A 13,667-nucleotide genomic window follows, 5' to 3' on the forward strand; every position below is an offset into this window, starting at 1 on the left:
TGGGCGGCCGTGAGCACCGCGGTGCGTCAGGCCGTACCCGCCCCGGCCGCCGTCCGTCAGGGGAAACCCGGAGCTGACCCCCCGTCACCTCGCGTCCGCCCCCTATGCGAACCGGGGGCGGACTCCTCCACCACGAGGACGCGCACCGCACCGTCGTCCGGAGAGCATGGCCACGGCTGCGTCGGACCGTCTCCGGAGGACACCGTGAACCGTAGGAACCACCTCGCGTCGCTGGTCGGCATCGCCCTGTCCGCGGGACCGCTGGCACTGCCCTGCGCCGCCGCCCCGGCCCGTGGTGGACCGGCGGGCGGGGACGGGCCGGACCGCACGGCGCTGCGGGCGGCCGTCGCGGGGCTGCCCGCGGCCCACGCGACGTCCGCCGCGGTGCGGATGGGCGGGGACGCGGTGTGGCACGGCTCGTCCGGCGTCCGGGACCTGGCGACCGGCCGGCCCGCCCTGTCCGGCGGCCGGTTCCGCGCGGGGTCCACGACGAAGGTCGTCACCAGCGCACTGGTGCTCCGGCTCGTCGCCGACGGGCGCATCGACCTCGACGCGCCCGTCCAGGAGTACCTGCCGGGACTGTTGTCCCCGAGGTTCAGGCCGGTGGCCGTCCGGCACCTACTCACCTACACCAGCGGCATCCGGTCCGCGGGCGGCAAACCCTGGGCGCAGGAGTACGCGCAACGGCTGCACACCGTCGACTACCGCGAGCACGTGGCCGCCGGCATCGCCCTGGGGCCCGCGCACGAACCGGGGTACGCACAGCGGTACTCCAACATCCACTACACGATCCTCGGCATGCTCGTCGAGGAGGTCACGGGCCGGCCGTACGCCCGGGAAGCGGAGCGACTGGTCCTCCGCCCGCTGGGCATGCGGCACACCTCCTTCCCCGGCACCGACCCGGAGGTCCCCGGTCCGCACAACCGTGGTTACCAGGTGGTGCGGGGAGCGAACGGAGCCGTCGAGCACGTCGACGTGACCCGGTGGAACCAGTACGACCGGTTCGCCGCCGGCGACATGATCTCCACGACCGCCGACCTGGAACGACTGGTCCGCGGGCTGGTGCGGGGCGAGGTGGTCCCCAGGCCCCAGGTGCGGGAGATGTTCACCGTCCCGGAGGTGGGCGATCCCGCGGGCGCCACGATGAGCGCGGGCCTCCAGCGGTACGTGAGCCCCACCACCGGGCGGGTGGTGTGGGTGAAGACGGGGAGCCGGTACGGCTACCACTGCGCGCTCGCGGTGGGCGAGGACCACCGCCGCTCCCTGGCGTACGCGGTCACCAGCACCGACGCCAAGGGCCCGGGGATGGACCGGGTGGGCGAGGCGGTCCTCAAGGCGACCTTCGGCCTGTGACGCCGGGGGGCATCCGGTCCGGGACGCCGGGGACTGCGAAGGGCGGCGGGAACGCCGGAGGGGCGGCGCCGGCCCGTTCCCGGACCGCGCCGCCCCTCCCGCGCCACGGGGTGTGGTGACGCGCTCAGCCCTCCAGCGAGGTCATCACGTGCTTGATGCGGGTGTAGTCCTCGAAGCCGTAGGCGGAGAGGTCCTTGCCGTAGCCGGACTTCTTGAAGCCTCCGTGCGGCATCTCGGCGACCAGCGGGATGTGGGTGTTGATCCACACGCAGCCGAAGTCGAGGGCCTTGGACATCCGCATGGCGCGGGCGTGGTCCTTGGTCCACACGGAGGAGGCGAGGGCGTACTCCACCCCGTTGGCGTAGGCGATCGCCTGGGCCTCGTCGGTGAAGGACTGGACGGTGATGACGGGGCCGAAGACCTCGTTCTGGATGATCTCGTCGTCCTGCTTGAGGCCGGAGACCACGGTGGGCGCGTAGAAGTAGCCCTGGTCGCCGACCCGTTCGCCGCCCGCCTCGACCTTGGCGTGGGCGGGCAGCCGCTCGATGAACCCGGCGACCTGCTTCAGCTGGTTGGGGTTGTTCAGCGGGCCGTACAGCACGTCCTCGTCGTCCGGCTGGCCGGTCTTGATCGCCGCCGCGGCCTTGGCCAGTTCGGTGACGAACTCGTCGTGGATGGACTCGTGGACCAGGACCCGGGTGGCGGCCGTGCAGTCCTGGCCGGCGTTGAAGTAGCCGGCGGTGGAGATGCCCTCGACGGCGCTGGCGATGTCGGTGTCCTCGAAGACCACGACGGGCGCCTTGCCGCCCAGCTCCAGGTGGACGCGCTTGAGGTCCTTCGAGGCGGACTCGGCGACGGACATGCCGGCGCGCACCGAGCCGGTGATCGACGCCATGGCCGGGGTCGGGTGCTCGACCATGGCCCGGCCGGTGTCCCGGTCGCCGCAGACGACGTTGAACACGCCCTTGGGCACGATCGAGCCGATGATCTCGGCGAGCAGCACGGTCGACGCGGGGGTGGTGTCGGACGGCTTGAGCACCACCGTGTTGCCCGCGGCGAGCGCCGGCGCGAACTTCCACACGGCCATCATCATCGGGTAGTTCCAGGGGGCGACCTGGGCGCAGACGCCGATGGGCTCGCGGCGGATGATGGAGGTCAGGCCCTCCATGTACTCGCCGGCGGAACGGCCTTCGAGCATCCGGGCCGCACCGGCGAAGAACCGGATCTGGTCGACCATCGGCGGGATCTCCTCGGTGCGCGTGAGGCCGATCGGCTTGCCGGTGTTCTCCACCTCGGCGGCGATCAGTTCCTCGGCGCGCTCCTCGATCGCGTCGGCGATCTTGAGGATGGCCCGCTGGCGCTCGCCGGGCGTGAGGTCGCGCCAGGCGGGGAAGGCCGCCGCGGCGGCGGCCATCGCGGCGTCCACGTCCGCCTGCCCGGACAGCGGGGCGGTCGCGTACGTCTCGCCGGTGGCGGGGTTGACCACGTCGGTGGTGCGTCCGTCGGCGGCGTCCCGGAACGCTCCGTCGATGTAGTTGCGCAGACGACGCAGTTCGGTGCTCACTGCCAGGCCCTCCAGTCAGGTGCTCACATGTCCGGTGGGTGAGACGCCCACCTATGTCCGATGCTAACCGGTGACTATCGCTTTCCACATGCCTACCGGCCATTGGCTACGAAATCCGTGAGACGAAAAGCCGTTCGCAACGAATTTCATCGATTCAGCCTTGCGGAACCGACGAGACCCATGCACAGTGGGGGCGTGGCCAGTCGTAGCGCAGATCCCAGGGACCCCCGGAGCGGAAACGGTTCTCCCGCTCTGGACGCCGTCTCCCTCGCCATCATCGAACAGCTCCAGCAGGACGGCCGCAGGCCGTACGCCGCGATCGGCAAGGCCGTGGGCCTGTCGGAGGCGGCCGTGCGCCAGCGGGTGCAGAAGCTGCTCGACCAGGGCGTGATGCAGATCGTCGCCGTCACGGACCCGCTCACCGTGGGCTTCCGCAGGCAGGCGATGGTGGGCATCACCGTGGAGGGCGACCTGGACCCGGTGGCGGATGCGCTCGGCGAGATGCCCGAGGTCGAGTACGTGGTGATGACCGCGGGCTCGTTCGACCTCCTGGTGGAGGTCGTCTGCGAGGACGACGACCACCTGCTCGAAGTGATCAACAAACGCATCCGGGCCCTTCCCGCGGTGCGCTCCACCGAAAGCTTCGTCTATCTGAAGCTCAAGAAGCAGACATACATGTGGGGAACCCGATAACCGTGAGCAAGGACCTCAGCCGAACCGCGTACGACCACCTCTGGATGCACTTCACGCGCATGTCGTCGTACGAGAACGCGCCCGTTCCCACCATCGTGCGGGGCGAGGGCACCTACATCTACGACGACAAGGGCAAGCGCTACCTGGACGGTCTCGCGGGTCTGTTCGTCGTCCAGGCCGGCCACGGCCGCACCGAACTGGCGGAGACCGCCTTCAAGCAGGCCCGCGAGCTGGCCTTCTTCCCCGTGTGGTCCTACGCCCACCCCGCGGCCGTCGAGCTGGCGGAGCGCATCGCCCACCACGCCCCCGGCGACCTCAACAAGGTCTTCTTCACCACCGGCGGCGGCGAGGCCGTCGAGACCGCCTGGAAGCTCGCCAAGCAGTACTTCAAGCTCCAGGGCAAGCCCACCAAGCACAAGGTCATCTCCCGTGCGGTCGCCTACCACGGCACCCCGCAGGGCGCCCTGTCCATCACCGGCCTGCCCGCCCTGAAGGCCCCCTTCGAGCCGCTGGTGCCCGGCGCCCACAAGGTGCCGAACACCAACATCTACCGGGCGCCCTCGTTCCTCGACGACGGCTCGGGGGTCGACCCCGAGGCCTTCGGCCGCTGGGCCGCCGACCAGATCGAGCAGCAGATCCTCTTCGAGGGGCCCGAGACCGTGGCCGCGGTCTTCCTGGAACCGGTCCAGAACGCGGGCGGCTGCTTCCCGCCGCCGCCCGGCTACTTCCAGCGGGTGCGCGAGATCTGCGACCAGTACGACGTGCTGCTCGTCTCGGACGAGGTCATCTGCGCCTTCGGCCGACTGGGCACGATGTTCGGCTGCGAGAAGTTCGGCTACGTCCCGGACATGATCACCTGCGCCAAGGGGATGACCTCGGGCTACTCCCCGATCGGCGCCTGCATCGTCTCCGACCGGATCGCCGAGCCGTTCTACAAGGGCGACAACACCTTCCTGCACGGCTACACCTTCGGCGGGCACCCGGTCTCCGCCGCCGTCGCCCTCGCCAACCTCGACCTGTTCGAGCGGGAGAAGCTCAACCAGCACGTCCTCGACAACGAGAGCGCGTTCCTCGCCACCCTCCAGAAGCTCAACGACCTGCCGATCGTCGGCGACGTCCGCGGCAACGGCTACTTCTACGGCATCGAACTCGTCAAGGACAAGGCCACCAAGGAGTCCTTCGACGACGAGGAGTCCGAGCGCATCCTGTACGGCCACGTCTCCAAGAAGCTCTTCGAGAACGGCCTGTACTGCCGCGCCGACGACCGCGGTGACCCGGTCATCCAGCTCTCGCCGCCGCTCACCTCCGACCAGTCCACCTTCGACGAGATGGAGCAGATCATCCGCGGTGTCCTCCAGGAGGCGTGGACCCTGCTGTAGGCGCGGCCCCCGCATCCGGTTACTCGTTTCACCATCCCGCCATCGGCGCACTCCTCCGATGAGCTGCACGTCATACGGCCCGGGTGCCCCCTTCCGAGTGAGAAGGGGGCACCCGGGCCGCGTGCTGGACGGAGAGCGGCGGCGGCCCCGCCTACGGTGCCCAGTGACCGATCGGCCCCGGCTTCGTTCCCTCGTACGGGGGAACGGAACCGAACTGAACCGAGGTGCACACCATGGCGGCCCTGTCCTCCCCGTCACCCCCGTCGCCCCCCTCGGGCTCGTCCGCCCCACCGGACAACGACGTGCTCTGGGCCCGCTCGCTCGGCTACGCCCACGACGGCTCGCCCGCCCTCACCGGCGTCTCCCTCGGGGTGCGCGAGGGGGAGGTGCTCGCCGTCACCGGGCTCCGCGGCAGCGGCAAGACCACCCTGCTGCGCCTGCTCTCCGGCCAGGTGCTCCCCGAGCAGGGCGGCGAGGTGTGGTTCAACAGCACCCCCGTGCACACCATGAGCGCCCTCGCCCGGGAGCGGCTGCGCCGCGACCGGTTCGGCTGGATCGACCCGCGCCCCGGCCTCGTCCCCGAACTGAACGCCTGGGAGAACACCGCCCTGCCGCTGTTGCTGGCCAAGGTCCCCCGGCGGGCGGCGAAGGCCGCCGCCCTGGAGTGGCTGGCCCGGCTGGACATCGCCGACCTCGCCCGCAAACGGCCGCACGCCCTGCACCGGGCCCAACGCCAGCGGGTGGCGTTCGCCCGGGCACTGATCGGCGAACCGTCCGTGGTGTTCGCGGACGAGCCGACCGCGCCCCTGCACCGCGCCGACCGCGCGCACGTCCTGCGCACCCTGACCGCCGCCGCCCGCTCGCACGGCATCACCGTCGTCCTCGCCACCCACGATCCGGACACCGCGGCCCTCGCCGACCGGTCCGTGCTGCTGGTCGACGGACGGCTGTCCCGGAGCGCCCGCACGGCGCCCGACAGCACGGAAGGTCGGGCCGCGTGCTCGCTCTCCGTCTAGCCCGGGGCGCCCGGCCCGCGGTCTGGGCCCGCCGACTCCTGGTCACCGCCGCGGCCACCGGCACCGGGCTCCTGCTGCTGTGCACCTTCGGCTACGCACTGGGGCACCCCGCCGCCGCCCTCGGCTCCTCGCTCCGGCTGGCCTGGTGCGCCGCGCCGCTCGCCGCCACCGTGTACCTGGCGGTGGCGGTGGCCCGCACCGATCCGGCGACCCGCCCGCGCGCCGGACTGGACGCCGTGGGGCTCGGCCCGGGCCGTCGTGCGGCGCTCGCCGCGGTGTCCACCGCCGCGGCCACCACCACGGGCTCGCTCCTCGCCCTGCTCCTCTTCCTGTACCTGCGCGGGGACCTCGACCTCCTCCCGTTCGCCGGCGCCGCCGCCGGGTTGCTCGCCGCCGGCTGGGACCTCCCCCTCGCCGGGACGCTGACCCTGCTCGCCCTGGTGCCCGCCGCCGCCTCCAGCACGGCCGCGCTGCTGCTGCGCCCGGCCAGCTACGCGGGCGCCCCGAACGAGGGCGATGACGACGACGGCACCGAGGGCGCCGCACCCGACGCCGGGTCCCCCGGCGACCTGCCCTGGGGTGTGGCCCTGCTCGCGGCGGGCCTGGCCGTCGAGGCGTACGCCGGCGGATCGGCGCCCTCCCCCGGGCTGCGACTGCCCGGCGGGCTGGTCGGCGGCTCGCTGAGCGTGCTGGTGGGCTGGGCGCTCACCGCGGTGGGGCTGGCGCTGGCCGGCCCCGGTCTGGTCCACCTCTGCGGGCGGGCCCTCCAGTCGCTGCGCCCGGGCGCCGTACGGCTGCTGGCGGGGCGGGTGCTGCAACGGGAGGCGCAGCGCGTGGGCCGTCCGCTCGGGGTGGTGTGCGCGGTCGTCGCCGGCGCTTTCGCCGCGGCGACCCTGTACACCGGGTCGGAGCCCGACACCGGTCCGTTGAGCGCCCTCGGCGCGGGGCTGGTGGTGGGGTGCACCCTGGCCGCGCTCGCCCTCGCCGCGGTCGAGGCCCGGCAGGACCGGGCGCTGGTGACCGCGGCCCTGCTGCGGCAGGGGGCTCCGGTGGCGGCCCTGCGCACGGCCGCCGCGCTGCGCGCCGCCGCCCTGTGCGCCCTGTTCGCGCCGTTGACCTGGGTCATCGCGGAACTCGCCGCGGCTCCCCTGGCCCGCTGACGGACGGGCGGCCGGCCCGTCCCGGCGGGGGCGCCCGTAGAAGGGCACCGGCGCGCGGCTCGTACGCGGGTGGTGGACGGTTCCCCACGCGCCGGCGCGAAGAAGTTCGCCACGGAGCGATGAGTTCTCCCTGCCGTCTCCGTCTACCCCTTGAACGGCTCGCAAGACTCCCGCACAGGGCGCACACGACCACAAAAGCGCCCCTCGGGGCACAGGAAAGGGACACCATGTACCAGCAGATGATCTTCCCCAACCTTCCGGTCAAGGACCTGGAGGCGTCGAAGACCTTCTACACCGGCCTCGGCTACTCGCTGAACCCCACGTTCTCCGACGAGCACACGGCCTGCGTGGTCATCAGCGACGCCATCGTGCTGATGCTCCTGGACCACGAGCGGTACGCCCAGTTCACCAAGAAGGAGATCGCCGACGCCCACCGGACCAGCCAGGCCCTGCTGGGCCTGAGCGCCGAGAGCCGCGCCGACGTCGACCGGCTCGTCGACACCGCGCTCTCCCTCGGCGGCACCCCGGCCGGCGAACCCCAGGACTACGGGACCATGTACGGCCGCTCCTTCGACGACCCGGACGGCCACACCTGGGAGGTCATCTGGATGGACCCCGCCGCCGTCACGGGCTGACGCCCGGGGCGGGCCGCGGTCAGCCCAGGACGACGGTCTCCGCCGGGTCGAACTCCACCCCGACCCGGCGGCCGGGCTCCGGCGCGTCCCGCACCCCGCACACCGCCTCCAACGGGGGCGCGTCCGCCGGCCTCAGCCGCAGCACCACGTGGGTGCCGCGGAAACTACGGGCGGCCACCTCGCAGTCCAGCCCGGTCCCGGGAGCGACCAGCCGCACCCCGGCGGGGCGGACCAGGACCGTCCGCCGACCCTGCGCGGCGCCCGCCGCCACCGGCACCCGGCCCCAGGGGGTGTCCGCGACGGTGCCGGACACCGTCCCCTCGACGAGGTTGCCGAACCCGAGGAACCGGGCCACGAACGCGTCCGCCGGACGCTGCCACACCTCGGACGGCGTGCCGGTCTGGGCCACCCGGCCGTCCCGCATCACCACCACCCGGTCGGCGAGGGCGAACGCCTCCCCCTGGTCGTGGGTCACCGCGAGCACCGTGGTGCCCAGGGCGGCGAACAGTTCCCGGAGCTCCTCCACCAGGCGTTCGCGCAGGGTGCGGTCGAGCTGGCCCAAGGGCTCGTCGAGCAGGAGGAGTCGGGGGCTCGGGGCGAGGGCCCGGGCCAGGGCCACCCGCTGCTGCTCACCGCCCGACAGCGAGGCGACCGCCCGGCGCTCGGCCCCGGGCAGCCCCACCAGGGAGAGCAGTTCCGCCACCCGGGACCGCTGTGCGTCGCGGCCGACGCCGTGCATGCGCAGCCCGAAGGCCACGTTGCCGCCGACGTCGCGGTGGGCGAAGAGTTGGTGGTCCTGGAACATCAGGCCCACCCCGCGCTGGTGAGCGGGGGTGCCGGTGCGGTCCCGGCCGCCGAACAGCACCCGCCCGGCGTGCAGCTCCTGGAGCCCGGCGACCGCCCGCAGCAGGGTGGACTTGCCGCTGCCGCTGGGGCCGAGGACGCAGACGATCTCGCGCTCGGCGACGTCGAGGGAGACCGCGTCCAGTGCGGTCCGCGCGCCGAAGCGCACACCGGCCCCGTCCAGTCGCAGGGCGGCCGGGTCCGCGTGCGGTCCGGGGGACGGCGTGGCCTTCGTCATCAGAACTCCCCCGCAGAAGAGGTCCGCAGGCGTTCCAGGAGCAGCAGCGACACGGCACACACCACCATCAGCAGGGTCGAGAGGGCCATGGCCTGGCCGTAGTTGAGTTCACCGGCGCGGCCCAGCAGTCGGGCCACGGCCACCGGCAGGGTCGGTTCGTCGGGGCGGGCGATGAAGACGGTGGCCCCGAACTCGCCCAGCGAGACGGCGAAGGCGAAGCCGGCGGCGATCAGCAGGGCGCGGCGCACCAGCGGCAGGTCCACCTCGCGCCAGGCGCGCAGCGGGGAGGCGCCGAGGACGGCCGCGGCCTCCCGCAGCCGTTCGTCGACGGAGCGCAGCACGGGCAGCATGGTGCGCACCACGAACGGCACCCCGACCAGCGCCTGCGCCAGCGGCACCAGCCACCAGGAGGCCCGCAGGTCGAGCGGCGGCTCGTCGAGGGTGATCAGGAAGCCGAAGCCGACGGTGACCGCGGACACGCCCAGCGGCAGCATCAGCAGGGCGTCGAAGCCGCGCACCAGGCGGCCCGCCCGGCGGGTCAGCGCCGCGGCGGCGAGCCCTCCGACGACCAGGGCGATGCCGGTGGCGGCGAGCGCGTACAGCAGCGAGTTGCCGATGGCGTTGATCGGCGGCACCAGGAAGGTGCCGCCCTCCGCCGAGGTGAGCGCCCGGTAGTAGGCGAGGGTGAAGGCGCCCTCGGAGTCCTGGAAGGAGCGGGCCACCAGCACCCCCAGCGGGAGCACCACCAGCACGGCGACCGTGGCGAGCACCCCGGCGAGCAGGGCCCGTTGGCCGGCGCCCCGCGGGCGGCGGGCGGTGGTGGCCGGGTCGACCAGTTGGAGCCCGCTCTCCCGACGGCGCACCGTCCAGGCGTGCACCGCGAGGACCAGTCCGACCGCGACGAACTGCACCAGGGTGAGCACGGCGGCGGCCGGGAGGTCGAAGAGCTGGGAGGTCTGTCGGTAGACCTCCACCTCCAGGGTGGCGTACCCGGGGCCGCCGAGGATCTGGACGACCCCGAAGGAGGTGAAGGTGAACAGGAAGACCATCAGGGCCGCGCCCGCGACCGCGGGGCGCAGCGCCGGCAGGGTGACGGTGCGCCAGGCCGTGAAGCGGGAGGCGCCGAGCACCCGGGCGGCCTCCTCCTGTCGGGGGTCGAGCTGGGCCCAGAGCCCGCCGACGGTGCGCACCACCACCGCGTAGTTGAAGAAGACGTGCGCCAGCAGGATCGCCCAGATGGTGGTGTCGAGCCGCAGTCCGACCGTGCGCTCCAGCAATCCGTCGCGTCCCAGCAGGGCCAGGAACGCCGAGCCGGCGACCACGGTGGGCAGGACGAAGGGCACGGTGACCACGGCCCGCAGCACCTGCTTGCCGGGGAAGTCGAGCCGGGCGAAGACGTAGGCGCCGGGCAGCGCGATCAGCAGGGTCAGCACCGTGGAGGCGAACGCCTGCCAGCCGGTGAACCACAGCACCTCGCGGATCTCCGGCCGGCCCAGCACCTCCCCGATGCCGCCGAGGTGCCAGGTGCCGTCCGGGCGCAGGCCCCGGGTCACGATCGCGGTCACCGGGTAGGCGAAGAACAGGGCGAAGAACCCGACCGGGACGGCCATCAGCGCGCACCGGACCGCCGCGGCCCGCCGGTCCGGGCGGGGCCGGGCGGCGGACGGGCCGGTGCCCCCGGGCAGGGGGGCACCGGGCACGGCGCCGTCGAGCGGGGCGCCGGGGGCCGGCTCGGTCACGGTGCTCACTTCACCACGAGCGAGGTCCACTGCTTGACCCACTGGTCACGGTTGTCGGCGATGCGCTCGGGGTCCATGGTGTGCGGCGAGGGGACCTCCACCGCGTACCGGGCGAAGTCCTCGGGGGCCTTGGCGTCCTTGTGCACGGGGTCGACGAACATGTTCAGCGGCATGTCCTCCTGGAAGGTGCGCTCGCTGAGGAAGTCCAGCAGGGCCTTGCCGCCCTCGGGGTTCTCGGCATTGGTGAGCAGCCCCGCGTACTCGGCCTGCTGGAAGCAGGTGCCGGTGGAGACGCCGGTGGGGGCCTCGGCGGGCTGCGGCTCGGAGTAGATGGCCTCGGCCGGCGGGGAGGAGGCGTAGGAGACCACGAGCGGGCGGTCCCCGCCGGCCTTCTTGCCGCCGGCGGAGCCGGAGAACTCCTCGTTGTACGCCTGGTCCCAGCCGTCGACGACCTTGACGCCGTTGTCCTTCAGCTTCTTCCAGTAGTCGGGCCACCGGTCGCCGCCCTGCTGGGCGACGGTGCCCATCAGGAAGCCGAGCCCCGGCGAGGAGGTGGCCGGGTTCTCCACCACCAGGAGGTCCTCGTAGGCGGGTTCGACCAGGTCGTCGAAGGTCTGCGGCGGGTCGATGCCCTTCTCCGCGAAGTACTTCTTGTCGTAGTTGACGCAGACCTCGCCGGTGTCCACGAGGGTGACCCGGTCCTGCTTGTCGAGCAGCGGGCGCTTGGCGAGGAGCACGCTGTCCGCGCCGCTGGCCTCGTACGCCTCGAAGAGGTCGTTGTCCAGGCCGCGCGAGAGCAGGGTGTTGTCAATGCCGAAGAAGACGTCGCCCTGCGGGTTGCCCTTGGTGAGGATCGCCTTGTTGACGGCGACGCCCGCGTCGCCGTCCTCCAGGACCTTCACCCGGTACCCGGACTCCTTCTCGAACTCCTCCCAGACCTCCTTGGAGACGGCGAAGGAGCTGTGGCTGACCAGGGTGACCGTCTTCGCACCGCCGCCGTGGGCGTCGTCGGTGCCGCTCTCGGCACAGGCGGTGAGGGTGACGAGCCCCAGTCCGGCCGCGAGGGCGGCGGCGGTGGCCTTCTTGGTGGTGCTCACGTGATGTTCCTCCTGGAGCGGGACCAGGAAGAGACGCGGCCCCGCCCGCCGCCCCGGGGCGGGGCGCGGGCAGGGCGCAACAGCTTGAGTGGTGACCGAACTTCCTACCCGGAATGACCCGGGCGAGGTTCAGAGGGTCTGCGGCCCACCGGTGGAACCGGCTGCCGCACTCTCAGCGCTGTGGCGCTCCCCTGTCGGAAAATGCAGTTGTCGTCGTGAACGGGGTGTACGGACCCGACGGGACCACGCACGAACCGGACCGCGGTTGGCGCGAACGGCTCGCCCGTACGGTCCGCTATGCGGGCGTACGGGACAAGACTACCGCTCTAACGTTCGGATGCGGCCAGCTGCCCGCAGGCACCGTCGATCTCCTGGCCCCGGGTGTCCCGGACGGTGACCGGCACGCCGTGGGCGGCGATCGCCTCCACGAACGCCTTCTCGTCCTCGGGGCGGGAGGCCGTCCACTTCGAACCGGGCGTCGGGTTCAGCGGGATCAGGTTGACGTGCACCCGCTTGCCCTTGAGCAGTCGACCGAGCCGGTCGCCGCGCCACGCCTGGTCGTTGATGTCCCTGATCAGGGCGTACTCGATGGAGACGCGACGACCGGACTTCTCGGCGTACTCCCAGCCCGCGTCGAGGACCTCGCGGACCTTCCACCGGGTGTTGACCGGCACCAGGGTGTCCCGCAGCTCGTCGTCGGGGGCGTGCAGGGAGATCGCGAGGCGGCACTTGAAGCCCTCGTCGGCGAACCGGTGGATCGCCGGGACCAGGCCGACCGTGGAGACGGTGATCCCGCGCTGGGAGAGCCCGAGTCCGTCCGGCTCCGGGTCGGTCAGCCGGCGGATCGCGCCGACGACCCGGTTGTAGTTGGCCAGCGGTTCGCCCATGCCCATGAAGACGATGTTGGACAGCCGGGCGGGCCCGCCCGGGATCTCCCCGTCGCGCAGCGCGCGCACCCCGTCCACGATCTGGTGCACGATCTCGGCGGTCGACAGGTTGCGGTCCAGCCCGGCCTGGCCGGTGGCGCAGAACGGGCAGTTCATCCCGCACCCGGCCTGGGAGCTGATGCACATGGTGACCCGGTCCGGGTACCGCATCAGCACCGACTCGACCAGGGTCCCGTCGAACAGGCGCCACAGGGTCTTGCGGGTGGTGTCGTCGTCGCAGCTGATGTGGCGCACCACGGACATCAGCTCCGGCAGCAGCGCGTCCCGGAGGCGGTCGCGCGCGCCGCTGGGGATGTCCGTCCACTGGGCGGGGTCGTGCGCGTACCGCGCGAAGTAGTGCTGCGAGAGCTGCTTGGCGCGGAACGGCTTCTCGCCGATGGCGGCGACGGCTTCCTTGCGCTCGGTGGGCGAGAGGTCGGCGAGGTGCCGCGGGGGCCGCTTGGCTCCGCGGGGCGCGACGAAAGTGAGTTCTCCGGGCTTGGGCATGGTGCATCCAGTGTCGCAGACCGGCGGGGGTGGCCCGGGGCGCAGTCGTGACGGCCTCCCACGCCCCGCCCGCGAGCCCCGCTGCGCCCCGCCGGATCCGGCCGCAAAGGCCCGGGAACCGGACGATCGGGGCCTTCCTCCCCCGCACCCCGCGGGGCACGGGCCAGGATGTGTCCGTCTCACTTCGTCCGCAGCGCTCGCGAGAGGAACGGGAGAGGACCGTGGGCTATCAGGTCAGATGCGGATCGACACGGACCACGACGGGAAGACCCTGTGGGAACCCCGCGATGGTCGGCTACTCCCGGTGCCAGTTGCACCGCGGGGACTGGACGCCGCGACAACGGCGGAAGACCAAGAAGCGCTGAACCCGGCTCGTGCCGCGGTGGCACGGGAACACGAACGACGAAGGCCCGCCGTCCGGAGCTTGGGTTCAAGGGGTCGTCGCAACACCACTTGGTTTCAGGTGGTGAGTAGATCATGTAGACGCTCGGCTGGGGTATCCCAGCCGAGCGTCTTG

General features: G+C 72.5%; 11 protein-coding genes. 6 read left to right on the plus strand and 5 right to left on the minus strand.

Features of this window, described 5'->3' with window-relative positions:
- Nucleotides 1–204: 204 nt before the first annotated feature.
- Nucleotides 205–1,353, plus strand: coding sequence for a serine hydrolase domain-containing protein (locus ABT092_RS22525; protein ID WP_351246596.1), 1,149 nt, complete (start codon nucleotides 205–207; stop codon nucleotides 1,351–1,353).
- Nucleotides 1,354–1,477: 124 nt separating this feature from the next.
- Here ABT092_RS22525 and ABT092_RS22530 read toward each other — a convergent pair whose 3' ends face one another.
- Entirely contained in the window at nucleotides 1,478–2,917 is a 1,440-nt protein-coding gene (locus ABT092_RS22530) for a gamma-aminobutyraldehyde dehydrogenase (RefSeq protein ID WP_351246598.1), read from the minus strand.
- Between the two features lie 180 nt (nucleotides 2,918–3,097).
- Between ABT092_RS22530 and ABT092_RS22535 the strand changes: the two genes are divergently transcribed.
- The 5 genes from ABT092_RS22535 (at nucleotide 3,098) to ABT092_RS22555 (ending at nucleotide 7,800) form a co-directional block, all read left to right on the plus strand.
- Nucleotides 3,098–3,610 carry an Lrp/AsnC family transcriptional regulator gene (locus ABT092_RS22535; RefSeq protein ID WP_351246600.1) on the plus strand — a complete coding sequence of 171 codons (513 nt, stop codon included), beginning with the start codon at nucleotides 3,098–3,100 and terminating at the stop codon, nucleotides 3,608–3,610.
- Nucleotides 3,595–4,989 (plus strand): aspartate aminotransferase family protein, encoded by a 1,395-nt coding sequence (locus ABT092_RS22540; RefSeq protein WP_351246602.1) that lies wholly within the window; start codon nucleotides 3,595–3,597, stop codon nucleotides 4,987–4,989. Before ABT092_RS22535 ends, ABT092_RS22540 begins: the two co-directional genes overlap by 16 nt.
- A 233-nt stretch (nucleotides 4,990–5,222) precedes the next feature.
- Entirely contained in the window at nucleotides 5,223–6,005 is a 783-nt protein-coding gene (locus ABT092_RS22545; protein WP_351246604.1) for an ABC transporter ATP-binding protein, read from the plus strand.
- Nucleotides 5,987–7,165, plus strand: a complete 1,179-nt coding sequence (locus ABT092_RS22550) for a hypothetical protein (RefSeq protein ID WP_351246606.1) — start codon at nucleotides 5,987–5,989, stop codon at nucleotides 7,163–7,165. Before ABT092_RS22545 ends, ABT092_RS22550 begins: the two co-directional genes overlap by 19 nt.
- A 227-nt stretch (nucleotides 7,166–7,392) precedes the next feature.
- Complete coding sequence (locus tag ABT092_RS22555) at nucleotides 7,393–7,800, plus strand: VOC family protein (protein WP_351246608.1); 408 nt, start codon at nucleotides 7,393–7,395, stop codon at nucleotides 7,798–7,800.
- 19 nt (nucleotides 7,801–7,819) lie between these two features.
- Here the strand turns inward: ABT092_RS22555 and ABT092_RS22560 are convergent, their stop codons facing one another.
- The 4 genes from ABT092_RS22560 to rlmN all read right to left on the minus strand — a co-directional run bounded on the left by ABT092_RS22560 (nucleotide 7,820) and on the right by rlmN (nucleotide 13,150).
- Nucleotides 7,820–8,881, minus strand: coding sequence for an ABC transporter ATP-binding protein (locus ABT092_RS22560; protein WP_351246610.1), 1,062 nt, complete (start codon nucleotides 8,879–8,881; stop codon nucleotides 7,820–7,822).
- Nucleotides 8,881–10,491 carry an ABC transporter permease gene (locus tag ABT092_RS22565; protein WP_351246616.1) on the minus strand — a complete coding sequence of 537 codons (1,611 nt, stop codon included), beginning with the start codon at nucleotides 10,489–10,491 and terminating at the stop codon, nucleotides 8,881–8,883. The genes ABT092_RS22560 and ABT092_RS22565 overlap by 1 nt, the downstream gene beginning before the upstream one ends.
- 134 nt (nucleotides 10,492–10,625) lie before the next feature.
- Nucleotides 10,626–11,717: a thiamine ABC transporter substrate-binding protein gene (locus ABT092_RS22570; RefSeq protein WP_351246612.1), complete on the minus strand. Its 1,092-nt coding sequence runs from the start codon at nucleotides 11,715–11,717 to the stop codon at nucleotides 10,626–10,628.
- A 326-nt stretch (nucleotides 11,718–12,043) separates the two neighbouring features.
- Nucleotides 12,044–13,150, minus strand: a complete 1,107-nt coding sequence (rlmN, locus tag ABT092_RS22575; RefSeq protein ID WP_351246614.1) for a dual-specificity RNA methyltransferase RlmN — start codon at nucleotides 13,148–13,150, stop codon at nucleotides 12,044–12,046.
- Nucleotides 13,151–13,667 lie beyond the last annotated feature (517 nt).

Source organism: Streptomyces sp. NPDC002490, from assembly GCF_040296045.1.
Taxonomy (GTDB): domain Bacteria; phylum Actinomycetota; class Actinomycetes; order Streptomycetales; family Streptomycetaceae; genus Streptomyces.

Coding starts and splice junctions, on each gene's coding strand:
- ABT092_RS22545 (WP_351246604.1), top strand. CDS start 5,223: ATGGCGGCCCTGTCCTCCCCGTCACCCCCGTCGCCCCCCTCGGGCTCG.
- ABT092_RS22535 (WP_351246600.1), top strand. CDS start 3,098: ATGCACAGTGGGGGCGTGGCCAGTCGTAGCGCAGATCCCAGGGACCCC.
- ABT092_RS22555 (WP_351246608.1), top strand. CDS start 7,393: ATGTACCAGCAGATGATCTTCCCCAACCTTCCGGTCAAGGACCTGGAG.
- rlmN (WP_351246614.1), bottom strand. CDS start 13,150: ATGCCCAAGCCCGGAGAACTCACTTTCGTCGCGCCCCGCGGAGCCAAG.
- ABT092_RS22560 (WP_351246610.1), bottom strand. CDS start 8,881: ATGACGAAGGCCACGCCGTCCCCCGGACCGCACGCGGACCCGGCCGCC.
- ABT092_RS22565 (WP_351246616.1), bottom strand. CDS start 10,491: ATGGCCGTCCCGGTCGGGTTCTTCGCCCTGTTCTTCGCCTACCCGGTG.